The following is a 22,429-nucleotide window of genomic DNA, read 5'->3' on the forward strand; positions in this document are numbered from 1 at the left end:
AGGGTCGCGGTCCCGGGCCAGGAAGGCGCATCCGCTGCGCCGCGTGTCAGCCGGGGGTTATCAGCCCAGCGAGCCGGCGGCGAGGCCGACGTCCGCGTTGACACCGGCCTCGACGGTCTCGTCGGCGGCGTCATCCTCGGCGCCGGAGCTCAGGCCGGCGAGCGAGCCGCTCAGCGAGCCGGTCTCGGCCTCGTCGTCGGTGGCCGCGGTGTCGTCCGTGGACTCATCGCCCGAGCCGAGCGAACCGGGGGTGGTCTCATCGGTGGCGGTGTCATCGGCGGGCTCCTCGCTGCTGCCGAGCGAGCCGAGGGAGCCGGAGTCGGCCTCGCCGGTCACGGCGCCTGTCTGGGTGTCGCCCTCACCGGAGCCGAGGGAGCCGGAGTCCGCGGCAGGGCCGCCTCCGTCGATGGCCTCGCTGCCGGTGTTCGGGGAGACCCCGAGGCTGCCGAACTCGATCGAGCCCGGGGTGGGCGTCTCGGCGTCGAGGTTGAGGTTGAAGCTCAGGCTGCCCAGGTCGATGCCGAGGTCCGTGCCGAGGGCGCCCTCGAGGCTGCCGTCCTCGCCGGTGGCCTCGGCCAGGCTGGCGGTGGGATCCGTGGGGGTGTCGGCGTCCTCCGCAGCGGCGAGGCCCGGGAACGCGATGGCGGCACCGATGCCGAACGCGCCGACGGCGGCGATCTTCGCGGTGGTGCGGTTGGTGGTCTTGCGGTGGGTGTTCGTCATAGAGGAACTCTCCGATCTGCATCGACCCCGATGAATCTCATCGCGGACACCCCGGTCGGAGCGGGGTGCGTCGGCGACCCTACAAGCGCACGAGAGTTCCGCAAGGGGTCGGGAACCTCAGCGTCCCTTGACGTAACAACCCGGTCACCGGGGCATTTCAGGTTTCTCACGCGGCGCCTGCGCGACCGGTGTGTCGCGCGTCATGCCTGCCTAGGCTGGGTGCATGGACGCTTCCGCAGCCGTCGATCCGCCGCCGCCCGGCCCGCCCGTCGTGGTGGAGACGCACAGCGCGCTCATCTTCCTCTGGGGTGACGAGGCTCACAAAGTCCGCAAGCCGGTCGACCTCGGTTTCCTCGACAACACCACCGCCGCGGCCCGCGGGGAGCAGAGCCGGCGCGAGGTCGAGCTCAACAGTCGGCTCGCCCCGGACGTGTACAGGGGCGTGTTGGAGGTGAGGGGTCCCGACGGCGAGGTGGTCGATCACGTCGTGCGGATGCGCCGGCTGCCGGCGCGCAGGAGCCTCGCCTCATTGGTCCGCCTCCGGGCCGAAGGCGGACCCGGGGGCGGTGATACGGACATCGTGGTGGGCCTGACCGAGGTGGCCCGGCAGATCGCGCGCCTGCACGCCGCCGGCCCACGCTCGGAGGAGATCGACGCGGCGGGCACCCCGGCGGCGGTGGCCGGGTTGTGGGAGCGGTCCCTCGATCACCTGCGCCGCCTCGAGGTGGGCCGGGACGCGCCGGAGATCGTCGACGACATCGAGGCGCTCGCCACCGACTACCTGCGCGGGCGCGCGCCCCTGCTGGAGTCCCGCGTGGCGGACGGTCGGATCGTCGACGGGCACGGGGACCTGCTGGCCGCCGACGTCTACCTGCTCGACGACGGGCCGAGGGTGATCGACTGCCTCGAGTTCGACGACCTGCTCCGCTACGGGGACGCCGTGCTGGACATCGGGTTCCTGGCGATGGACCTCGACGCGTCGGGGGCGCGGGACCTCGCCGTCGTCCTCCTCGGGGCCTACAGGGAGGCCTCCGGCGACGACGCGCCGCCGTCGCTCGTCCACCACTACATCGGGTACCGGGCACTCGTCCGGTCGAAGGTCACCGCGATCCGCGCGGAGCAGGCGGCCGACGGCGACGGGGGCCTCGGCGACGCGCGCCGCGCCCTCGGGCTGGCGGATCTGGCGGTTGACTCGCTGCTGCGCGCGAGGGTGCGACTGGTCCTGGTGGGCGGTGTCTCCGGGTCGGGCAAGTCCACCCTCGCGGCGCCGCTGGCCGAGGCGCTGGGCGCGGAGTTGCTGCGCTCGGACGTGGTGCGCTCGGATGTGGTGCGCTCGAACGTGGTGCGCGCGCAGGCGGCCCGGGGGAGCGACAGGTATTCGGAGGAGGCGGTCGGGGCGGTCTACGCCGAGATGCTCGCCCGCGCCGCCGCGTCGCTCGCCCTGGGCCGCAGCGTCGTGCTCGACGCCACGTGGCTCGAGCCGCGGCGGCGGGCCGAGGCCGAGACCGTGGCCGCCGACGCGCACGCCGAACTGGTGGAGATCTCGTGCACCGCGCCCCGCGACGAGCTGGTGCGGCGCATCACCGATCGGGCGCGCGCGGGGTCGGACCCGTCCGAGGCGACCATCGAGGTCCTCGACGACCAGCTGGCGCGCCCGGCGGCGTGGCCGGAGGCGATCGAGGTCGACACCGTCGGGCTCGACGTCCGCGACGGCGAGGCCGTCCGCCGGTGGGCGGAACGCGAACTGGGACCGCTGCCCTGGGCCTGAGAGCAGAGTCGTTGCCAGATCACAATTCTGGGGAAGCGGGCCCCACGCACCGAAACGAGGGGCGTATGGTCGTGCGCGTGACCCACCCCTTCGCACGGGCCGGGCGGGAGCTCGTCCCCGGCCGCTGGTTCGGCCCCGCCGCCGTCATGGCGCTGGGCTGTGCGATCGCGTGGACGCTCGTCGGCTTCGGCCACGGTGCGCTGCTGGCGGCCGTGGTCCTCGTCGGGACGCTGTTCGTGGCGCTGTGGAACTCGCCGCTGCGCGCCACGGGTCACGAGCCCCTGAAGGCCGTGCGCGCCCTGACCTCCGCCGGGCACGCGGTCGTGGTGCTGTGGCGGCCGGGCTGCCCCTACTCGGCGGCGCTGCGCCGCCGGGCCAGCCGCGAGGGCCTCGAGGTCCACTGGGTCAACATCTGGCGCGACGAGGACGCCTACGAGCTGTGTTGCACGATCAACGGCGGCTCCGAGGAGACGCCCACCGCCGTGGTGCTCGATCCGACACTGACGACGCCCGTGGTGATCCCCGCCTCCGTGCCGGGGATCCGTGAGGCGACCGCCGCGCCGATCACCTCCACGCAGACGATCACCCCGATCACGAAGATCTGCGCGGTTCCCGCGCCCGCGACCACCCCCGCGATCGGGTCGCCCCGCAGGACCGGCTCCCGCGGCCTCTGACCGGCCACGCCCGCCGGCCGGGCCGGGCGCACCTCGTCGTCGTCACCGCGCGTAGCGCAGTGCTCCCCGCACGTCCCCGCACTCGGCCCCCAACGCCATGTCGGCGATACGGCCGGCCGCCCGCAGCCGCGCCAGGCGCGGCGTCACCCGGTCCCGCAGGCCCCACGGGTCGATCGTGTTGACGTGGATCCCGGTCGCGCCCTCGAACCCGGCCGGCGTCGAGATGCGCCACTTGAGCACGATCCGCCACGGCATCGCCGCGTCGTCCCCCGCCGAGCCCGGCGGCAGGGTGTGCCACTCCTCGTTGGACGGCACCAGCGGCCCCGTCGCGGCGTGGCAGGCGTGCAGCAGATCGGAGACCCCGCGCAGTTCGGCCGCCGAGTGCTCCCACGGCCGGCCGGCCCGCGACCTCGAGTAGACCACCAGTGCCGGGTGGCGGTGACCGACGCCGACCACCGCGACGGCGTGCTCGTTGGCCGCCAGCACCAGGCCCTCGGCCACCGCGTGATCGATCCCGGCCGTGTTGTAGAGATCCGGTTCGCGGGCGAGCGCCGCCATTTCCCGGGAGGTCTTGGCGGGGACCTCGTCGATCGCCACGAGCTGCTTGTGCAGGTGCGCGAACGACGCGCCGGCCGGCGCGAGCCAGTTCTGGAACGCCGACACGTACGCGGCATGCGGATTGTCGCGGTACAGCCCCCGCATGGCACGGACCGTGAAGGCGACGTACTGCTCGTGCTCCTCCGGCGTCAGCTCCCCCGACGACGCGTGGCGGTCGCTGGAGGTGGCGCCGTCGACGAGGTGGCGGCGCGCGACCACCACGTCGTGGCAGCCGCCGAAGAAGCTCTCCGAGTGCTCTGCGAGGGCGGCGGTGTCCATGGCGTCGGCGACCGCCGGGTCGCCCTGTGCGGCGGCGATGCGGGTGCGCACCAGGGCCCGGACGTGCTCGGCGCCGGCCGGGGACGCGAGATAGGCGGCCTGGTGGGCGGCGGCGCGATCGGGGATCCGGTAGCCGTGCACCGACCTCCAGTAGTCGAGGGAGACGATCTCGAAGAGGTTGCCGATCAGGCGGAACTCGGGCGTGGTGGCGTCGAGCCGGTCGGCCGGGACCTCGTCGAGGACGGCCCAGGCGTCCCCCTCGCGGACGAGGCGCGCCTTCTCCGGGGTGGTCTCGCGCAGGCGCGTCGTGCAGAACGCGCAGTGCGCCTCCGGCTCGGCCGGGTCCACCGCGACGACGCTGCCGGGCGCGTGCTCGATCGGTCGCTGCGCCCGGCCGGGGACCGTCCACACCTGGGTGCCGGTGAAGGGATTGACCTGCTTGACGGTGCCGTCGGCCATGCGCCGCAGCAGCGCGGTCGGGCCGCCGGGTCGGGAGGTGGTGGTCACCCGCGTGAGCCTAGGGGTGTCCGGAATTAGGGGTGGAACTGTGATCTAGATAACAGTACCCTGAGGGTGAGTGTTAGTTCATCATCGGTACCCGCTCCGGGCGGGGCCACGGGGGAATCGAGCGAGCTCATGAGCACACAGCACCCACTGTCCCTGCGCGTCGCGGCCGTCGGCGGCGCCGTCACCCTCACGATCGCCGGGGCGGCCGGCGTCTCGGACGCCCAGACCGGCTCCGCCGAGCTCGCCGCAGAGCTCGCCCTCAACCTCGAACTCGCCCTCGGCTCGGACGGCGCGGGCTCTCTGGCACCGGGCTCGCTCGACCCGGGCTCGCTCGACCCGGGCTCGCTGGGTCCGGACTCGGTCGACGCCGGGTCCCTGCCGCCGATCGGCTCGGTCGGGGGATCCCTCGAGCCGGGCTCGCTTGACCCGGGCTCGCTCGGGCCGGGCTCGCTTAACCCGGGCTCGCTGAGCCCGGATTCTCTCGATCCGGGCTCGTTGCCCGGGTCCTCCGGTCCCGGTTCGCTGGATCCGGGCTCGACGGAAGGCTCGGCGGAGGGCTCGCTCGAACCGGGCTCACTGGATCCGGGGTCGTTGGATCCGGGCTCGCTCGAGCCGGGCTCGACGGGCCCGGGGTCGATGGAGGCCGGGTCGTTGGTGAGCCTGCTGGTGATGGTGTCCATGGGTTCGCAGGCCGGGTCGGGCGAGGGGTCGCTGGAGCCCGGTTCGCTGACGGGGTCGCTGGAGTCCGGTTCGCTCACGGGGTCGTTGGGGGCAGGGGCGGGGTCGCTCGAGGGCTCGCTCGAGCCCGGGTCGCTGACTGGTTCACTCGAACCCGGGTCGCTGGGATCCGGGTCGACGGGCGGATCCCTACCCCCCGGGTCGCTGGAGACGGGGTCGTTGGTGAGCCTCCTACTGATGCTGTCGATCGGGTCCGAGGCTGGTTCGGGCGAGGGGTCTCTCCCCGGAGGTTCACTACCCGTGGGCAGCGAGAACGGCGGGTCGCTCGAGCCGGGTTCCGCGGAGGGGTCACTCCCCTCGGGCTCCCTCGAGCCGGGTTCCGCGGAGGGGTCACTCGCGCCGTCGGGGTCACTGACCGCGTCGCTGGCACCTCTCGGTTCGGCGGTTGGATCGCTGCCCCTCGGGTCCCTGCCGCTGGGTTCGGCGGCCGGGTCCCTTCCGCTCCTGGTGCCGGCCGCGGCGATCGGCGGGTCGGTCGCCGCCGGGCCGATGATGGTCCAGGTCGCGGCCGATCTGGGGATCGCACTCCCGCCGCTACCCGGGTCCCCGGCGCCGGTCGCCGTCGGCGCGGTCGTGGGAGAGGCTCCGCCCGCGCCCGGGCCGTCGGTGCCCAACGGGCGCGGAGGTGAGCCGGGCGTGATGGCCGACGGCGGTGGGGCCGCGGTCGGGGTGAACGCGGTCGTGGTCACCACCGGCTCGCTGGGGGATTACCACGTGGTCCTTCCGGACGGGGTGGCACTACCACCCCTGCCGTTCATTCGGTGAGAACCCTGAGAGAGTTCCCGCCCCCGCTGCCGTGCGGGGGCGGGAACTGCGTCGTCTCGGCGGGTCGGCTGGGGACGACGCTGAGAGAAATCTCACAAGGTGGAATCGCCTTCCCACGTCAGGCTCTGCGGTTTGACTTCTCCGAGTTGTGTGACCTGCCCCCCTTGCCCATATGATTTCCGGGCCGGAGGACCTCGGTCCTCTGAGTACGGGTGCTCCAGCCACCACGGAGTCCGCCCGTCGACAAGCGAAGGCGAACACATGATGACGACTCCCGGCCCCAGAAGCCTGTACCGCCCTGAATACGAACACGACTCGTGTGGTGTCGCGTTCGTGGTGGACATGTACGGACGCCAGTCCCGGGACATCGTCGAGAAGGCGATCGCCGCGCTGGTGAACCTCGAGCACCGCGGCGCCGTGGGCGCCGAGGCCAACACCGGCGACGGCACGGGCTTGTTGATCCAGGTACCGGATTTGTTCCTCCGCGAGGTGATGCGTGAGGAGCAGAACGTGGAACTGCCAGAGGCCGGTGCATATGCAACCGGCCTTTGTTTTCTCCCCCAGTCCCGGATGCTGGCGATGGACGCCATGCGGATGGTCGAGCGGATCGCCGCCGAGCAGGGCGTGACCGTGATCGGCTGGCGCGAGGTTCCGGTCGACGACTCGACGGTCGGCGCGATCTCGCGTGACGCGCAGCCCACCATCAACCAGATCTTCGTCAAGGCCGCGGGCCCGGGCGGGGAGCTCCTGACCGGCCTGGCGCTCGAGCGCAAGTGCTTCGTGGTGCGCAAGCGGTGCGAGCACGAGCTCGGTTCGAAGGGCGCCGGGAAGGGCGACCTGGGCTCCGAGACGGTGTACTTCCCGTCGCTGAGCCCGCGCACCTTCGTCTACAAGGGCATGCTCACCGAGAAGCAGCTCCCCGACTTCTATCTGGACCTGCAGGACGAGCGCGTCGAGTCCGCGATGGGCATCGTCCACTCGCGCTTCTCCACAAACACGTTCCCCGCATGGCCGCTGGCCCACCCGTTCCGCTACGTCGCCCACAACGGTGAGATCAACACCGCGCGTGGCAACGAGAACTGGATGCGGGCCCGCGAGGCGCTCATGACCAGCGACCGTATCGAGGACCTGTCCGCGGCGCTGCCGATCTGCACCCCGGGCGGATCGGACACCGCGCGCTTCGACGAGGCGCTCGAGCTGCTGACGCTGGCCGGTCGGACCCTGCCGCACGCCGTGCTCATGATGGTCCCCGAGGCGTGGGAACGCCACGAGACCATGGACCCGGCCAAGCGGGCGTTCTACGAGTACCACGCCTCACTCATGGAGGCATGGGACGGCCCGGCGTCCATCACGTTCACCGACGGCACCGTGATCGGCGCTGTGCTGGACCGCAACGGCCTGCGCCCCTCCCGCATCTGGGTGACCGACGACGGCCTCGTCGTGATGGCGTCCGAGGTGGGCGTGCTCGACATCCCGCAGGACAAGGTGGTCACCAAGACCCGACTGCAGCCCGGTCGCATGTTCCTCGTCGACACCGCCGAGGGGCGGATCATCGACGACGAGGAGATCAAGTCGCAGCTGGCCGCCGAGCACCCGTACCAGCAGTGGCTCGACGAGGGCCTGGTCCGGCTCGAGGACCTGCCCCGGGTCGAGAAGCCCTACATGGCCCACGAGCGCGTGGTGCTGCGTCAGCGCGTCTTCGGATACACCGAGGAGGAACTGCGCATCCTCATCTCCCCGATGGCAGGGAGTGGCGCCGAGGCGATCGGGTCGATGGGCACGGACACCCCGCTACCGGTGCTGTCCCAGCGTGCGCGCATGCTGTTCGACTACTTCGCGCAGCGCTTCGCGCAGGTGACCAATCCGCCGCTCGACGCCATCCGCGAGGAGCTCGTCACCAGCTACGGCGTGACGCTCGGTCCCGAGGGCGACCTCATCAACCCGGGCCCCGAGTCGTGCCGGCAGGTCAAGGTCGCCAACCCGATCCTCGGCAACTCCGACCTCGCCACGCTGCTGGAGGCCGGGGAGGCCCGTCCGAACCTGCGGTCGGTGGTCGTCCGCGGGCTCTACAACGTCGCCCACGGCGGCCGCGGCCTGCGGATCGCCCTGGAGCGCATCCGCCGGGAGGTGTCCGAGGCCATCCAGGCCGGCGCGACCCTCATCGTGCTCTCCGACCGCGAGTCCGACGAGCGCAACGCGCCCATCCCCTCGCTACTGCTCACCTCAGCGGTGCACCACCACCTGGTGCGCGAGAAGACCCGCACCCGCGTCAGCCTGGTGGTCGAGTCCGGTGACGCCCGCGAGGTCCACCACATGGCCGTCCTGTTCGGGTACGGCGCCAACGCCATCAACCCGTACATGGCGTTCGAGTCGATCGACGAGCTGGTCAAGAACGGCGACCTCATCGGGGTAGACACCGCCGAGGCCTGCGACAACTACCGGAAGGCCGCCGCCAAGGGCGTGCTCAAGGTGATGTCCAAGATGGGCATCTCCACCCTCGCCTCCTACACCGGTGCCCAGTTGTTCGACGTCACCGGCCTGTCGCAGGAGCTGTGCGACGAGTACTTCACCGGCTCCGTCAGCCCTATCGACGGCATCGGCCTGGACGAGATCGCCGAGGACGTGGCCCTCCGGCACCGCTTCGCGTTCCTGCCGCGGCCCGAGGAGGCCGCGCACCGCGAGCTCGAGATCGGCGGCGAGTACCAGTGGCGCCGGGAGGGCGAGTACCACCTGTTCAACCCGGACACGGTGTTCAAGCTCCAGCACTCCACGCGCACGGGCCGCTACGAGATCTTCAAGGAGTACACCCGCCTCGTCGACGACCAGTCCGAGCGGCTCGCGACGCTGCGCGGGCTCTTCGAGCTGAAGGGCACCCGTCCGCCCGTGCCGATCGAGGAGGTCGAGCCGGTCTCGGAGATCGTCAAGCGGTTCTCCACGGGCGCGATGAGCTACGGCTCCATCTCGGCCGAGGCGCACGAGACGCTGGCGATCGCGATGAACCGCCTGCAGGCGCGCTCGAACTCCGGCGAGGGCGGGGAGGCCGTCGACCGCTTCGACCCCGACCCGAACGGGGACTGGCGTCGCTCCGCCATCAAGCAGGTGGCCTCCGGCCGGTTCGGCGTGACCAGCCATTACCTCACCAACTGCACCGACATCCAGATCAAGATGGCGCAGGGCGCCAAGCCGGGTGAGGGCGGGCAGCTCCCGCCGGGCAAGGTCTACCCGTGGGTGGCCGAGGTCCGCGGCTCGACGCCGGGCGTCGGACTCATCTCGCCCCCGCCGCACCACGACATCTACTCGATCGAGGACCTGGCGCAGCTCATCTACGACCTGAAGAACGCCAACCCGGACGCGCGGATCCACGTCAAGCTCGTGGCCGAGCAGGGCGTCGGTACGGTCGCGACGGGCGTGTCCAAGACGCACGCCGACGTCGTCCTCATCTCGGGCCACGACGGCGGCACCGGCGCGTCGCCGCTGACCTCGCTCAAGCACGCGGGTGGCCCGTGGGAGCTCGGCCTGGCCGAGACCCAGCAGACGCTGCTCGTCAACGGTCTGCGCGACCGCATCGTCGTCCAGGTCGACGGTCAGCTCAAGACGGGACGTGACGTCATCGTCGCCGCGCTGCTCGGCGGCGAGGAGTTCGGCTTCGCCACCGCGCCGCTCGTCGTGGCCGGCTGCGTCATGATGCGCGTGTGTCACCTCGACACCTGCCCCGTCGGCGTCGCCACCCAGAACCCCGTGCTGCGCGAGCGGTTCAACGGTAAGGCCGAGTACGTCGTGAACTTCATGGAGTTCATCGCCGAGGAGGTGCGCGAGTACCTCGCCGAGCTGGGTTTCCGCTCGCTCGACGAGGCCATCGGGCACACCGAGTGTCTGGACAAGTCGCGGGCCTTCGCCCACAACAAGCGGGCGGCCAAGCTCGACCTGGAGCCGATCTTCGCGCAGGCCGAGTCGCCCTTCATGCACCAGGACCTGCGTCGCACCAAGTCGCAGGACCACAAGCTCGAGGGCGTCGTGGACCGCACGCTGATCGAGGACGCCCGCGCCGTGATCGCCGATGCGGCGACGGGACCGTTCACGGGCAGCTACCCGATCTGCAACGTCAACCGCTCGGTCGGCACGATGCTCAGTCACGAGATCTCCAAGGCCCACGGTGCGGCCGGCCTGCCGGACGGGTCGATCGACCTGAGCTTCACCGGGTCCGCCGGTAACTCGCTCGGGGCGTTCCTCGCCCGGGGCGTGACGGTGCGCGTGTTCGGCGACGCCAATGACTACGTGGGTAAGGGACTGTCCGGTGGACGCATCGTGGTGCGTCCGGCCGAGGACGCGGCCCCCGACTTCGTGGCCGAGGACAACATCATCGCCGGCAACGTGATCTGCTACGGCGCGACCGCAGGTGAGGTGTTCCTGCGCGGGATGGTGGGGGAGCGCTTCTGCGTGCGCAACTCCGGCGTCACCGCGGTGGTGGAGGGCGTGGGCGACCACGCCTGTGAGTACATGACCGGTGGACGGGTGGTCGTGCTGGGCCCGACCGGCCGCAACGTCGCGGCCGGGATGTCCGGTGGCGTCGCCTACTTCTACGATCCCCGCGGTGTCCTCGCGGAGAACCTCAACGCCGAGCTCGTCGACACCGAGGAACTCACCAGTGAGGACGTGGAGTTCCTTCACGGGATAGTCGAGCGCCATGTGGAGGAGACCGATTCGGCCCGGGGCCGGGAGATCCTCGGTGGCTGGGCCCAGAACGTGAATCACTTCGCCAAGGTCATGCCGCGCGACTACAAGCGCGTGCTGCTGGCCATCGAACAGGCGGAGAAGGACGGACGCAACGTGGACGAGGCGATCATGGAGGCCGCAAATGGCTGACCCGAAGGGCTTTCTCAAGCACACCGAGCGGGAGCTGCCCCGGCGCCGCCCCGTCGACCTGCGGATCATGGACTGGAAAGAGGTCTACGAGTCCACGGTCCTGCCCGAGGACTCGATCCGCACCCAGGCGTCCCGGTGCATGGGCTGCGGTATCCCGTTCTGCCACCAGGGCTGCCCGCTGGGCAACATCATCCCCGAGTGGAACGACCTGGTGCATCGGGGCAAGTGGGACGACGCGGTGGACCGGCTCCACGCGACCAACAACTTCCCGGAGTTCACCGGTCGACTCTGCCCGGCCCCCTGCGAGGGGGCGTGTGTGCTCGGCATCAACCAGCCGCCGGTGACGATCAAGCAGGTCGAGGTGGAGATCGCCGAGGCCGCGTGGGCCGACGGTGGCATGGAGCCGGTCATTCCGTCGTTCCGCACCGGGCAGACCGTCGCGGTCGTCGGATCGGGCCCCGCGGGCCTCGCGGCGGCCCAGCAGCTGACCCGCGCGGGGCACTCCGTCACCGTCTTCGAGCGCGACGACCGCATCGGCGGGCTCATGCGCTACGGGATCCCGGAGTTCAAGATGGAGAAGGCGGTCATCGATCGACGCCTTGCGCAGATGGAGGCGGAGGGGACGGTCTTCCGTCCCGGCGTCAACGTCGGCAAGGACATCACCGCGTCGCAGCTGCGTGCCCAGTTCGACGCCGTGGTCCTGTGCGGTGGCGCCACCATGCGGCGGGACCTGCCGGTGCCCGGTCGTGAGCTCGACGGCATCCATCAGGCCATGGAGTACCTGCCGCTGGCCAACAAGGCCGCGGTCGGGGACCCGGTTGTGGACGCCGACGGACTGCCCGCCATCCACGCGCGCGACAAGCACGTCATCATCATCGGCGGCGGTGACACCGGTGCGGACTGCCTCGGCACCGCGACCCGTCAGGGCGCGAAGTCGGTCAAGTCGTTCGAGATCATGCCCCGGCCGCCGGCCACCCGCGCGGCGTCGACCCCGTGGCCGATGTACCCGCTGATGTTCCGCACGGCCTCGGCCCACGAGGAGAACGGCGAGCGCGTCTACGGCGTGTCCACCGCGGAGTTCGTCGGCGAGGGCGGACACGTCACCGCGCTGAAGGGCTCCGAGGTCAGGATGGTCGACGGCCGTTTCGAGCCCGTGCCCGGTACGGACTTCGAGTACCCGGCCGACCTGGTCCTGCTCGCGATGGGCTTCACCGGCGCGCAGAAGTCCGGCCTGTGCTCGGACCTCGGGGTGGAGTTCACCGACCGAGGCAACGTCGGTCGTGACGACGCCTTCGCCACCAACGTCGAGGGTGTGTTCGTCGCCGGTGACATGGGGCGCGGCCAGTCGCTCATCGTGTGGGCCATCGCGGAGGGGCGTGCCGCCGCCGCCTCGGTGGACCGGTTCCTCATGGGAGAGACGGCCCTGCCGGCGCCGGTCCGGCCGACGGATGTGGCCCAGCGCTGACGGCTGACCGTGGCGCCTGACCTTAGTGGAACCTAAGATCAGGTCTATCATGTCTCCAGGCCGTTCGGCCTCCGTCACGGAAGGCACCAATGGTCAGCCGTCGCCCCGCCAGTGTCGTCGTCGCGCTCAGCGCGACGATCGCGCTGGTCGGCGTGCCGGCGGCGTCGGCGCAGCCCCCGGGCCCCGCAGGGCGGGTGGTCGTCACGGAACTGCCGGTCCTCAGCGAGTTGCCTCCGCTGCCGACCAAGGGCGGGCAGCCGATCGTGGACGAGCCTGAGGACACCGGGGTCTTCGGTAGGTCCAGGGTGCAGACGGTCGCACTCGTGTTGGCGGCGTCGGTGCTCGTGGCGGGCGGGACGGGTCTGGCACTGGTCACGCGCCGCGGCCGTGGCGAGCCGCTCGAGGACCAGCCACCGAGGACGGATCCGGTGGCGTGACGACGCGCCCGATAGGCTCGGCGGTATGAGTCGCCACATCGCAGGACGGGGACGGGTCGGCCGGGCGGCCCCTCCTCCGGCCGGTCCGCCCGTCGACGACATCGATTGTGACCTGAGCAGCAAATTGACGCTCGGCCAGTTCCTCAAACTGGCCTCGCTGCTGGACTCCGGGGCCGAGGCCAAGGACGCGGTCGCCTCCGGCGCGGTGAGCGTCAACGGGGAGGTCGACACCCGGCGCGGCCGCGGCCTGGTTCACGGTGACGTGGTGGAGATCGGTGGCCGGGCGGCGCGCGTCGTCGCCCGCGAGGGACGGGACGCGACCTGATGGCTGAGGATTCACGGGGGCCCGTGCAGGCCCCGGTTGTGCTGCACGACGACGACCCCGGTGCCACCCGGTACGCCACGTGGCTGGCCGAGGAGTTCGACACCCGGGCGACCCATCACGACGCGGCCGATCCGGCCGAGCTGGTGGTCGCCGGGACGGTCGTCCTCGTCACGGGGATGCGCCCCGGTGGTGGGCTGGGCGGTTCGGCGTTCATCCGCGACAACTGGGAGGCCCTCGTCGAGGCCGGACGCCGCGTCGCCGTCGTCATGGTCGGGCCCACCCCGGTCACCGACGACGCCCGGATCGAGCTGATGTCGAGCGAGTTCTCGTCCGATCAGCTGCGCGACCTCAAGCTCTTCCAGCTCCGCGGCGTGGTCACGCCGGACCAGCTCGGCTTCCGGCAGCGGCTCGGGATCAAGACCGCGCTGGCCGCCCTGCGGCGCAAGACCGACCGCACCCCGGAGGAGGAGGCCATGCTCGAACTGGGCGGTCTGGACCTCACCGATCGGGTCTCGCTCGGGCCGTTGCTGCGCTGGATCCGCCGCGAGGCCTGACCGGCGATCACCGCGGCACGCGCCCGGCGCGCACACGGTCGGTGTCACCGCCGATATCATGACCCGCGAACGCACCAGCCGAGGGCGGGGCGATGACCTCGGAGGAACCCCATGCGCGCCACCACCCTCGCCGCCACCGTTTCGGCGCTCGCCGCGGCAGCCCTGCTGACGGGAGCGGGCGCCGCCACGGCGCAGGAGCCCGAGGATTCAGAGGGCTCTGGAACGATCCGCAGCGCGCTTCTGTCGCCCGCCGTGAGTGAAGCGATCGGGAGCATCGGTTACGGCTCGCTGGGCACGGGGTCCCTCATGGACCTCCTCTCCGGGCTCGTCAACACGGGGTCGGTCGCCCTGTCGGTGGACGTGCCCAACGCGACGGGCTCGTACGCACCGGGGTCGCTCGGGAGCTACGGACCGGAGGCGTCGCTGGGCGAGATCCTCCTGATCCCCATCGGGAGCCTCGCGGGCGCCTCCTGATCCGCGGTCAGCGCACCACGATCCCGTCGGAGTCGGCGTAGAGCATCTCGCCGGGGACGAAGTCGACCCCGCCGAAGCTGACGGTCACGTCCCGCTCGCCCTCGCCGGTCTTGGTGGACTTGCGCGGGTTCGTGCCCAGGGCCTTGCAGCCGAACTCCATCCCGGCGATGACCGCCGAGTCGCGGATGGCGCCGTTCACCACGACGCCGGACCACCCGTTCGAGCGGCCGAGCTCGGCGATGATGTCGCCCACCAGCGCGGTGTGCACACTCGCGCCGCCGTCGATCACGAGGACCCGGCCCTCGCCGGGCTCGCCCAGGACGCTCTTGAGCAGTGCGTTGTCCTGGAAGCAGCGCACGGTCGAGATCGGGCCGGAGAACTCCGTGCGTCCGCCGAGGTCACGGAACTGGGTGTCGCAGCTGCGGACGTCCTCGCCGATCTCGTCGACGAGGTCCGCGGTGGGGATGAATCCGGCGGGGGTGTCGGTCATGCGGTCCTCCTGGGCGGTGGTCTGTCGGGGTAACGCTATCCGGCCGCGCCGCCGCGTGGGAGCGTGCCGGTGGGGGACAATGGTCACATCAAGGGTGCCCGTCATCGTCCGAGAAACCGGAAGGAGCCTTCCGTGGCCCAGTACGAACTCCTGATCCACGCCCGACGCGCGGTGGTCGACGGCCGCATCCAGCAGGCGGCGGTGACGGTGGACGGGGGCGTCATCTCGTCGGTGCGGACGGGCTCAGAGGCGCGGGACATCGGCCTGGCCGGTGACCACACGATCGACCTGGGAGACGACGTCGTCCTCATGCCGGGTCTCGTCGACCCGCACGTGAGCACCGAGGACGTCGCGGTCGGCACGCGCTCGGCGGCGCAGGGCGGGATCACCACGGTCGTGGACTACGGCACCGACGGCGACCCGGTCGCCATCCGCCCGGAGGACGTGGATCGCTGGCGCGACGAGGTCACCGGAGAGTCGACCGTCGACGTCGGGCTGTGGGGCGCGGCGGTGCCGGACAACCTGGGCCGGCTCGGCGACCTGCTGGACCGCGGGGTGTTCGGGGTGTCCGCCGTGGCCGCCGGGAAGGGCGTGGAGGGCGCGCCGACGCTGGACCACGCGCAACTGGTCGCGGCCGCGGAGGAGGTCGCCGCACACGGCGGGCTCTTCGCGGTGGACGCCGGCGTGGACGATCTGTCCGGGCTGCTGGAGGTCTGCCGCCGGACCGGCGGTCGCTTGCACATGCGCGCGGTCGCCGACCACGAGGAGCTGCCCCTGCTGCGCGACGCCCGGGCGGAGGGCCTGGCCGTCACGGCCTCGACGAGCCCCCACTTGTTGGCACTGGTCTCGGAGGTCACCCACGGCGGATCGGAGGTCGCGCGGCTCGATCCGCCTATCCGCGACGCCGCCAACCGCGAGCTGCTGTGGGGCGCGCTGCGGGACGGCACCATCGCCGCGGTGGCCTCGGCCCGCCTGGGGTTGTCGGTGGTGTGGACCGAGGCGCGGCGCCGCGGGTTCGATCTGGCGGACGTCGCGCGCTGGATGGCCGGTAGCCCGGCGGAGGTGGTGGGGCTGCGCGACCGCGGGGAGATCCGGGAGGGATTGCGGGCGGACTTCGCCGCGGTCGCCGACGACGAGGCGTTCGTCGTGCTGCCCGGGGCCCGCGAGCTGGGTTCCGCGGACTCGGTGTACGCGCAGCGTGCGTTGGCGGGCGTGGTGCGGTGGACGATGCGCGGGGGCGCGGTCATCGACCCCCGAGCCCTGGCGTTCGGCACGGTCCTGACCCGTCCGACGGCGTGAACCCCGCCGTCGATCGCCTCGCGTTCCTCCCCTTCCCCGCGGGTGTCACCTCCGCGCTGCTCATCACCGAGTACGTCATCAAGATCCTCGCGCTGGGGATGGTGCCGGAGAACCGGCAGCCGTCCTCGTCGCAGGCCTGGCTGCTGGCGATCCTGTTCATCCCGGTCGTCGGCGTGCCGCTGTTCCTGCTCCTGGGCAACCCGTACATCACCGGCCGGCGTCACGTCATCCAGGCCGAGGCCAACCGGCTGTACGCCGACGCGCTGAGGCAGCGGCCCACCGTCCCCGACGGCGTGGGCGTCGCGCCGGGCGTGCGCACCATCCTGGAGATGAACCGGACCCTCACCGCGATCCCCGCGATGTCCGGGGATTTCGTGGCCCTGCACTCGGACTACAGCCGGTCGCTGGCGGCGATGACGGAGGCGGTGCGCGCGGCCCGCGACCACGTGCACATCGAGTTCTACGCCCAGTCGTGGGACGGCGAGACCGACGAGTTCTTCACGGCCGCTGTCGAGGCGGCGGAGCGGGGCGTCGCGGTCCGGGTCCTGGTGGACCACCTGGGCTCCCTGCGCTACCGGGGGTTCACGAGGCTGCGCCGGAAGCTCCGCAAGACCCCCGTGGCGGTCCACCTCATGCTGCCGGTCAACCCGTTCCGCGGCCGCTTCCGACGTCCTGACCTGCGCAATCACCGCAAGATGCTCATCGTGGACGGCCACCACGGCTTCATCGGCTCGCAGAACCTCATCGAGCGCCACTACGGCAGCACCCGCAACGCGCGGCTCGGCCGGGAGTGGGTCGACCTGATGATGGAGGTCCGCGGGGAGATCGTGCAGGCGATGGACGGTGTGTTCGCGGTGGACTGGTTCACCGAGTCCGGTGAGGTCATCGGGACGCTGGAGCAGCTGGCGCTCGGCGCGCCGCTGGCGCCGGGCCGCAAGGGCGGTGACCCGACGGCGGGCGACCCGGTCAGTGCGTTCCAGCTGGTGCCGTCGGGGCCCGGCTACCGCACACAGCCGGGCCTGCGGATGTTCACCCAGCTCATCACGCACGCGCAGGAGCGCGTCCGGATCGTCAGCCCGTACTTCGTGCCCGACGAGGCGCTGCTGCACGTGCTCACCTCGGCGTCGTACCGCGGGGTGTCGGTGGAGGTGTTCGTGCCCGAGCACGCCGACCAGTTCCTCGTCCACCACGCGCAGCGGTCGTACTTCCGGGCGCTGCTGGAGGCCGGGGTGGTGATCCACCGCTTCCGCTCGCCGGCCGTGCTGCACAGCAAGACGGTGCTCATCGACGACTACGCGGGCGTGGTGGGCTCGAGCAACCTGGACCAGCGGTCGTTCAACCTCAACTTCGAGGTGAGCATGCTGGTGCTCGGTGGCGAGGCGGTGTCGGCACTCAACGACGTGGTGGACGCGTACCTCGAGGAGTGCACGACCCTGGAGCTGGACGTGTGGATGAGCCGGCCGTGGGCGGGCAGGTATGTGGACAACGTCGCGCGGCTCACGTCGGCTCTGCAGTGAGTCGACCCAGCAGTGAGTCGGCTCCGCAGTAACCCCGGGCCGCAGTAGTACGCTCACCGGTGCGCGGGTCGCCCGGCCCGGCATGTGACGAGAGGCCTGTCGTGATGCCCCAGACCAGTGGTCCCGGAGCCCGGACCAGGCGCCTCGGCGCCGCTGTCACCGCCACCGTGCTGGCGGCCGTCGCCGTGCCCGCCGTGGCGCAGGCCCAGGACGAACCGTCACCGGGGACCGGGACGGGGTCGACGGTGCCCGAGACGGGCGTGTCGAGCGTCGACCAGCTGATCGGTCAGCTGCCGGACGAGATCGTCCTCGGTGGCGGCGGACTGGGCTCGGAGGCGCTGCGGGACTCGGGCAGCGCCCCGGTGGTCGAGGGTGTGCAGTCGGTCGGGCAGGTCCTGGGGTCGGTGGCGCCGCTCGAGGCCATGGGCGTGGCGGGCGGGTCCGCCGCGGCGTCGGTGGCGTCGTCGGGCAGCCTGCCGGGGTCGGTGTACGCCAACCCCACCGGGTCGCTCGGGTCGGGCACCATCGGGCTGGGCTCGGTCGCGGTCCCCGAGTACGTCCTCCCCGTCCTGAGCCTGCAGTTCGCCGGGGGTTACTTCGCCGCGCTCGAGGAGCGGCAGGCCGCGGGCGAGCTCTACCCGCACGAGCTGGACTTCTGGCACGGGCTCGTCGAGGGCTCGGCCGAGGGCGGCGCGCTGCTCACCGACGCGGCGGCCGCGGCGGGCACGGAACTGCCCGGCGGGCTCGCGGGGAGCATCGAGGCCGTGCAGATCGCGGCGCTGCAGGATCCGTACGAGGACAACGAGCGTCGCCGCGCCGAGGCCCAGGCCGCCGCGGAAGCCGAGGCCGCCGGCGAGGACGCCGACGCGACCGGGAACGCCGAGGCCGCGACGCAGGACGGCGAGGGCGCGGGCGGTGCCGCGGAGGGTCAGCCGGGTGCCACGACCGAGGGCGACGACGACGAGGTCGACGCCACCCCGGCCGGCGCGCGCGGGCCCGCCGGTGACGCGCGGGTCGCGACCGGCGACGGGGCGCGGACCCTCGACGCCGCGGCCGCTCCGGCCACCGATCACGCCGCGGCGGGGAACGCCGTCACCGGCCCGGCCGGGCAGTCGGCGCCCGCCGCGTTGGCGGTGACCGGCGTGCAGACGGTCACCGTGGCCGCTCTGTCCGCCGGGGCCGTCCTGCTGGGCACGCTCCTGCTGGTCGTGTCCCGCCGGCGGGCGTAGGACGCCCCTCGTCGTCGTCGCCCCGGTCGGGTCCCGCGCGGCGGAGCACGGTACCCCGGACGGTCCCCGCGCGGTGGCGCCCGGCGCTCCGGACGAGCCCCGCGCGCCGGCGTTCGTCAGGCGGCGATCATCTGCGCGCACCGCTCCCACAGGGCGGCCGCGACGTCCGGGTCGTGCGAGGCGCGCGTGGACTGCACGGTCGTCGGGTACCCGGTGAGCTCACCGGGGCCGTCGGGGCCGATGTACGCGCCGCCCGGCACGGACTCCACCGTCGCCGCGTACAGCTGCGGCAGCGCACCCCGCTCGGCGGGCTGCACCAGGTACGGGATCTTCTCCACGCCCTTCATGAGCAGGTCCTGCACGCGGCTGCCGCTGCGGTACTGCAGGTTGGTCGCCGAGTACCCCGGGTGCGCGGCCACCGACTTGAGCGACGACCCCGCCACCTCGAGCCGGCGTTGCTGCTCGTACGCCAGCATGACGCAGGCCAGCTTGGAGGCGGCGTACGCCGTCATCGGCGCGTAGCGACGGCGGGTCCAGTCCAGGTCGTCCGGGTCGACCGAACCGAAGCGGTGCATGATCGAGCCCAGCCACACGACCCGGTCGGTGAGCGCCGGCGCGAGCAGCTCGGTGAGCGCGAAGTGGCCCAGCACGTTGACGCCGAACTGCATCTCGTGGCCCTGCGCGGTGCGCGACCGCGGGATGTTCATCAGGCCGGCGTTGTTGATGAGCACGTCCGGCGCCCGGCCACCCAGGACCTCGCCCGCGGCCCGCACGGAGCCGAGGTCGGCCAGGTCCAGCTCGACGACCTCGGCGCGCTCCGGATGCGCGAGCTCCGCGCGGGCGGCCTCGGCGCGGGTGGTGTCGCGGCAGGCCATGAGGACCCGGGCGCCCGCCTCGGTCAGCGCCCGGGTCGACTGCAGGCCGAGGCCGGAGTTGGCCCCGGTGATGACGAAGGTCCGGCCGGTCTGGTCGGGGATGTCAGCGGTGGTCCATCGGCTCATGCGGGCCAGCGTATGGCCGGCGGGCGCGTCACGGGGGCGGCTTACCCGCCACTAGCGGAGGCGCCTCCCCGCCCGGCTCACCCCGCGGCTCACCGCGCGCGCCGGCGGCTCAGTCCCACGTCGCGGTGTCGGGGTCGACGCCGTGGGCGCGGGCATCGGCCTCGACCGCCGCGACGATCCAGTCGGTCAGCCCCGGCTCGAGCGCCTCGTAGGTCTGCGCGAAACGCTCGTCCTGCCGGTACATGCGGGCCAGCAGCACCTGCATCGACCGGGAGCAGTCGTAGAACCGCGAGATCGACGCCCGGTGACGCTCGACCAGCGCGGCCGCCTCCGCCGAGCCGGGATCCACCCCGGCGCGCTTCGCGGCGGCCAGGTCGGCGTTCAGCGACTCCGTCTCGGCCTTGACCCGCTTCCACTCCTCCTTGCCCATCTTCGCCGTGCGCTGCTGCGACTGCTCCCACTGCGGGGTGTCGCCCCAGCGCTCCGCGGCTTCGTCCTGCCAGTTCGGGTCCCAGTCGGTGCCGAAGATCTCGGCCCGGTCCTCCGGGGTCAGGGGTGCGTTCACGTCGATCGCCTCCTTCAGGCGGTCCACTGCGGAGACCATCTCCTGCAGGTGCGAGATGCGCTCGACGAGCAGCCGACGCTGGCGGCTCAGGTGGGCGCGCTCGTCGACCGCGGGGTCGTCGAGCAGTGCGCCGATCTCCGCGAGCGGGAAACCCAGCTCCCGATAGACCAGCACGCGGTGGAGTCGCGCGATGTCGTCGTCGTCATACACGCGGTAGCCCGACCACGTCCGCCCGCTCGCCCGCGCCAGCCCGATCCGGTCCCAGTGGTGCAGGGTCCGCACGCTCACGCCGACCAACGCGGCGGCCGCGCCCACGGTGAGCCCGGCGGACCCGCGCGTCCCTTCCAGCGCGGGCTGCTCGTCCGGCGCGGGCGTGCCATCCGGCGTGGGCGTGCCGTCACCTTCGTGCGTCGTCATCGATCCAGCATCTCTCACACCGACGAGCGTGGGGCCTGACGCCGCGTCAGGGTCAAGCATCGGGTGCGTGGATTGACAAATCATGCCGGGGTGTACAGCGGCGCGTACTCGCCGGTAACCTTGGCGGGCATGAGCCGACCTGCGCCCCGCGTGTACGACCGCCTCCGCGACCTCGTCGCGATCCCCGAGTTCCGCGCCGACCCGTCGAGCCGCCCGTCGTCGACCATCAATGAGGTCTTCACCGGCGAGCCGCTCGCGGAGATCCCCGCCGGCACCGCCGACGACGTGGTCGCCGCGGTGGAGCGGGCCCGCGCCGCCCAGGTGGCGTGGGCCGACCGCGACGTCGCCGACCGCGTCGCCGTGATCACCCGGTTCGCCAAGGAGGTCATGCGCAACCGGGCCGAGCTCATGGACATCGTCCAGGCCGAGACCGGCAAGAGCCGCTCGTCGGCGCAGGAGGAGGTTCTCGACTGCCTCATCACCGCCCGCCACTACGCCCGCACCGCCCCCGGCCTGCTCGCGCCCAAGCGGGTCCAGGGCATGCTGCCCGGGTTGACCAAGGCCGTGGTCCGCCGCCAGCCCAAGGGCGTCGTGGGCGTGATCGCGCCGTGGAACTACCCGCTCAACCTCGCCGCCACCGACGCGCTCGCCGCGCTGATCGCCGGCAACGCCGTCGTCATCAAGCCGGCGTCGATCACCCCGTTCTGCGCGCTCGCGGCGGCCGACATGTTCTACCGCGCCGGCCTGCCGCGCGAGCTGTTCCAGGTGGTCCCCGGTTCGGGCGGGACCGTCGGCGGCGCGATCGTCGACAACGTGGACTACCTCATGTTCACCGGTTCCACCGCCACCGGCCGCACCCTCGGCCGCCAGTGCGGCGAACGACTGATCGGGTTCTCGGCCGAACTCGGTGGCAAGAACGCCATGATCGTCACCGCGGGCGCCGACCTCGACCGCGTCGCCGAGGTCGCCACGCGCGCCTTCTTCTCCAACTCCGGCCAGCTGTGCATCTCGGTCGAGCGCCTCTACGTGGAGAAGTCCGTGGCGGCGCAGCTGACGGAGAAGCTCACCGCGCGTGTCAAGGCCATGAGCGTCGGCCCGGGGTACGACTTCGAGGCCGAGATGGGCAGCCTCATCTCGCAGGACCAGCTGGACACCGTGAGCGCGCACGTCGACGACGCCGTGGCCAAGGGCGCCCGCGTCCTGGCCGGCGGGCGGGCCCGGCCCGACCTGGGTCCGCTGTTCTACGAGCCCACCCTGCTGGCGGACGTGCCCGAGGACGCGACCTGCTACGGCGACGAGACCTTCGGCCCGGTCGTGTCGATCTACCCGGTCGACTCCGTCGAGGAGGCGATCGCCGAGGCCAACAAGACCGAATACGGGCTCAACTCCTCGGTGTTCGCCGCCACGGACGCGGAGGGCGAGGCGATCGCGGCGCGCCTGCGGACGGGCACCGTCAACGTCGGCGAGGGGTACGTCGCGGGCTGGGGTTCGGTCGCCGGACCGATGGGCGGCATGGGCGCCTCCGGGGTCGGCCGCCGGCACGGTGACGAGGGCCTGCTCAAGTACACCGAGGCCCAGACGATCGCCACGCAGCGAGTGATGCACATGGGCGGGCCGTCGTTCCTGCCGCGTAAGCGGTGGCAGCAGGTGCTCGCGCCCGCGACCAACGCGATGCGGTTCCTTCCCGGACGGTAGCCCGACGACGGGCCGGGGCTAAGCAGGCCGGGCGTGCTTCCGCCCGC

18 protein-coding genes are annotated in these 22,429 nt (G+C 72.1%); 13 read left to right on the forward strand and 5 right to left on the reverse strand.

Annotated elements, in window-relative coordinates:
• Positions 1 to 60: 60 nt before the first annotated feature.
• A complete protein-coding gene (locus VYL96_RS01280; protein ID WP_131885739.1) occupies positions 61 to 723 on the reverse strand; it encodes a hypothetical protein in 663 nt (220 codons plus the stop codon).
• Between the two features lie 223 nt (positions 724 to 946).
• Here VYL96_RS01280 and VYL96_RS01285 point away from each other — a divergent pair, with 223 nt between their 5' ends.
• Positions 947 to 2,491, forward strand: coding sequence for a bifunctional aminoglycoside phosphotransferase/ATP-binding protein (locus tag VYL96_RS01285; protein ID WP_131885738.1), 1,545 nt, complete (start codon positions 947 to 949; stop codon positions 2,489 to 2,491).
• Positions 2,492 to 2,568: 77 nt separating this feature from the next.
• Positions 2,569 to 3,165, forward strand: a complete 597-nt coding sequence (locus VYL96_RS01290; RefSeq protein ID WP_223210138.1) for a thioredoxin domain-containing protein — start codon at positions 2,569 to 2,571, stop codon at positions 3,163 to 3,165.
• 42 nt (positions 3,166 to 3,207) lie between these two features.
• Here the strand turns inward: VYL96_RS01290 and VYL96_RS01295 are convergent, their stop codons facing one another.
• Positions 3,208 to 4,548: a DUF4921 family protein gene (locus tag VYL96_RS01295; protein ID WP_131885737.1), complete on the reverse strand. Its 1,341-nt coding sequence runs from the start codon at positions 4,546 to 4,548 to the stop codon at positions 3,208 to 3,210.
• Between the two features lie 129 nt (positions 4,549 to 4,677).
• On the opposite strand from VYL96_RS01295, the gene VYL96_RS01300 reads away from it, so the two are divergent.
• From VYL96_RS01300 to VYL96_RS01330, 7 genes are all read left to right on the forward strand, one after another.
• Positions 4,678 to 6,051: a hypothetical protein gene (locus VYL96_RS01300; protein ID WP_131885736.1), complete on the forward strand. Its 1,374-nt coding sequence runs from the start codon at positions 4,678 to 4,680 to the stop codon at positions 6,049 to 6,051.
• A gap of 261 nt (positions 6,052 to 6,312) precedes the next feature.
• Complete coding sequence (gltB, locus tag VYL96_RS01305; protein ID WP_131885735.1) at positions 6,313 to 10,914, forward strand: glutamate synthase large subunit; 4,602 nt, start codon at positions 6,313 to 6,315, stop codon at positions 10,912 to 10,914.
• Positions 10,907 to 12,379 (forward strand): glutamate synthase subunit beta, encoded by a 1,473-nt coding sequence (locus VYL96_RS01310; RefSeq protein WP_131885734.1) that lies wholly within the window; start codon positions 10,907 to 10,909, stop codon positions 12,377 to 12,379. The genes gltB and VYL96_RS01310 overlap by 8 nt, the downstream gene beginning before the upstream one ends.
• Positions 12,380 to 12,468: 89 nt before the next feature.
• Positions 12,469 to 12,816: a hypothetical protein gene (locus VYL96_RS01315; RefSeq protein WP_131885733.1), complete on the forward strand. Its 348-nt coding sequence runs from the start codon at positions 12,469 to 12,471 to the stop codon at positions 12,814 to 12,816.
• Positions 12,817 to 12,841: 25 nt separating this feature from the next.
• A complete protein-coding gene (locus tag VYL96_RS01320; protein ID WP_243699680.1) occupies positions 12,842 to 13,141 on the forward strand; it encodes an RNA-binding S4 domain-containing protein in 300 nt (99 codons plus the stop codon).
• Positions 13,141 to 13,695, forward strand: a complete 555-nt coding sequence (locus VYL96_RS01325) for a hypothetical protein (protein ID WP_043566325.1) — start codon at positions 13,141 to 13,143, stop codon at positions 13,693 to 13,695. Before VYL96_RS01320 ends, VYL96_RS01325 begins: the two co-directional genes overlap by 1 nt.
• A 111-nt stretch (positions 13,696 to 13,806) precedes the next feature.
• Positions 13,807 to 14,169: a hypothetical protein gene (locus VYL96_RS01330; protein ID WP_131885732.1), complete on the forward strand. Its 363-nt coding sequence runs from the start codon at positions 13,807 to 13,809 to the stop codon at positions 14,167 to 14,169.
• Between the two features lie 7 nt (positions 14,170 to 14,176).
• Here VYL96_RS01330 and rraA read toward each other — a convergent pair whose 3' ends face one another.
• Positions 14,177 to 14,659, reverse strand: a complete 483-nt coding sequence (gene rraA / locus VYL96_RS01335) for a ribonuclease E activity regulator RraA (RefSeq protein ID WP_007627338.1) — start codon at positions 14,657 to 14,659, stop codon at positions 14,177 to 14,179.
• A gap of 132 nt (positions 14,660 to 14,791) precedes the next feature.
• On the opposite strand from rraA, the gene VYL96_RS01340 reads away from it, so the two are divergent.
• The 3 genes from VYL96_RS01340 to VYL96_RS01350 all read left to right on the forward strand — a co-directional run bounded on the left by VYL96_RS01340 (position 14,792) and on the right by VYL96_RS01350 (position 18,704).
• Entirely contained in the window at positions 14,792 to 15,958 is a 1,167-nt protein-coding gene (locus tag VYL96_RS01340; protein ID WP_131885731.1) for an amidohydrolase family protein, read from the forward strand.
• Positions 15,955 to 17,475: a phospholipase D-like domain-containing protein gene (locus tag VYL96_RS01345; RefSeq protein ID WP_131885730.1), complete on the forward strand. Its 1,521-nt coding sequence runs from the start codon at positions 15,955 to 15,957 to the stop codon at positions 17,473 to 17,475. Before VYL96_RS01340 ends, VYL96_RS01345 begins: the two co-directional genes overlap by 4 nt.
• Before the next feature lie 104 nt (positions 17,476 to 17,579).
• Entirely contained in the window at positions 17,580 to 18,704 is a 1,125-nt protein-coding gene (locus VYL96_RS01350; RefSeq protein WP_165928476.1) for a hypothetical protein, read from the forward strand.
• 116 nt (positions 18,705 to 18,820) lie between these two features.
• Here the strand turns inward: VYL96_RS01350 and VYL96_RS01355 are convergent, their stop codons facing one another.
• Positions 18,821 to 19,705, reverse strand: a complete 885-nt coding sequence (locus tag VYL96_RS01355; protein WP_131885729.1) for an oxidoreductase — start codon at positions 19,703 to 19,705, stop codon at positions 18,821 to 18,823.
• Between the two features lie 109 nt (positions 19,706 to 19,814).
• On the reverse strand, positions 19,815 to 20,687 hold the full coding sequence (locus VYL96_RS01360) for a MerR family transcriptional regulator (protein WP_131885728.1): 873 nt from the start codon (positions 20,685 to 20,687) through the stop codon (positions 19,815 to 19,817).
• A gap of 129 nt (positions 20,688 to 20,816) precedes the next feature.
• Between VYL96_RS01360 and VYL96_RS01365 the strand changes: the two genes are divergently transcribed.
• Complete coding sequence (locus tag VYL96_RS01365; protein ID WP_165928475.1) at positions 20,817 to 22,382, forward strand: succinic semialdehyde dehydrogenase; 1,566 nt, start codon at positions 20,817 to 20,819, stop codon at positions 22,380 to 22,382.
• The last annotated feature ends 47 nt before the right edge of the window (positions 22,383 to 22,429 follow it).

This window comes from Dietzia maris (assembly GCF_036287335.1).
Classification (GTDB): Bacteria; Actinomycetota; Actinomycetes; order Mycobacteriales; family Mycobacteriaceae; genus Dietzia; species Dietzia cinnamea.

Excerpts from the sequence above, each read along its gene's own strand:
- VYL96_RS01320 (WP_243699680.1), top strand. The coding sequence starts at position 12,842 with ATGAGTCGCCACATCGCAGGACGGGGACGGGTCGGCCGGGCGGCCCCT.
- VYL96_RS01300 (WP_131885736.1), top strand. The coding sequence starts at position 4,678 with ATGAGCACACAGCACCCACTGTCCCTGCGCGTCGCGGCCGTCGGCGGC.
- VYL96_RS01355 (WP_131885729.1), bottom strand. The coding sequence starts at position 19,705 with ATGAGCCGATGGACCACCGCTGACATCCCCGACCAGACCGGCCGGACC.
- VYL96_RS01315 (WP_131885733.1), top strand. The coding sequence starts at position 12,469 with ATGGTCAGCCGTCGCCCCGCCAGTGTCGTCGTCGCGCTCAGCGCGACG.
- VYL96_RS01285 (WP_131885738.1), top strand. The coding sequence starts at position 947 with ATGGACGCTTCCGCAGCCGTCGATCCGCCGCCGCCCGGCCCGCCCGTC.
- VYL96_RS01330 (WP_131885732.1), top strand. The coding sequence starts at position 13,807 with ATGCGCGCCACCACCCTCGCCGCCACCGTTTCGGCGCTCGCCGCGGCA.
- gltB (WP_131885735.1), top strand. The coding sequence starts at position 6,313 with ATGATGACGACTCCCGGCCCCAGAAGCCTGTACCGCCCTGAATACGAA.
- VYL96_RS01280 (WP_131885739.1), bottom strand. The coding sequence starts at position 723 with ATGACGAACACCCACCGCAAGACCACCAACCGCACCACCGCGAAGATC.
- VYL96_RS01360 (WP_131885728.1), bottom strand. The coding sequence starts at position 20,687 with ATGACGACGCACGAAGGTGACGGCACGCCCACGCCGGATGGCACGCCC.
- VYL96_RS01350 (WP_165928476.1), top strand. The coding sequence starts at position 17,580 with ATGCCCCAGACCAGTGGTCCCGGAGCCCGGACCAGGCGCCTCGGCGCC.
- VYL96_RS01365 (WP_165928475.1), top strand. The coding sequence starts at position 20,817 with ATGAGCCGACCTGCGCCCCGCGTGTACGACCGCCTCCGCGACCTCGTC.
- rraA (WP_007627338.1), bottom strand. The coding sequence starts at position 14,659 with ATGACCGACACCCCCGCCGGATTCATCCCCACCGCGGACCTCGTCGAC.
- VYL96_RS01325 (WP_043566325.1), top strand. The coding sequence starts at position 13,141 with ATGGCTGAGGATTCACGGGGGCCCGTGCAGGCCCCGGTTGTGCTGCAC.
- VYL96_RS01310 (WP_131885734.1), top strand. The coding sequence starts at position 10,907 with ATGGCTGACCCGAAGGGCTTTCTCAAGCACACCGAGCGGGAGCTGCCC.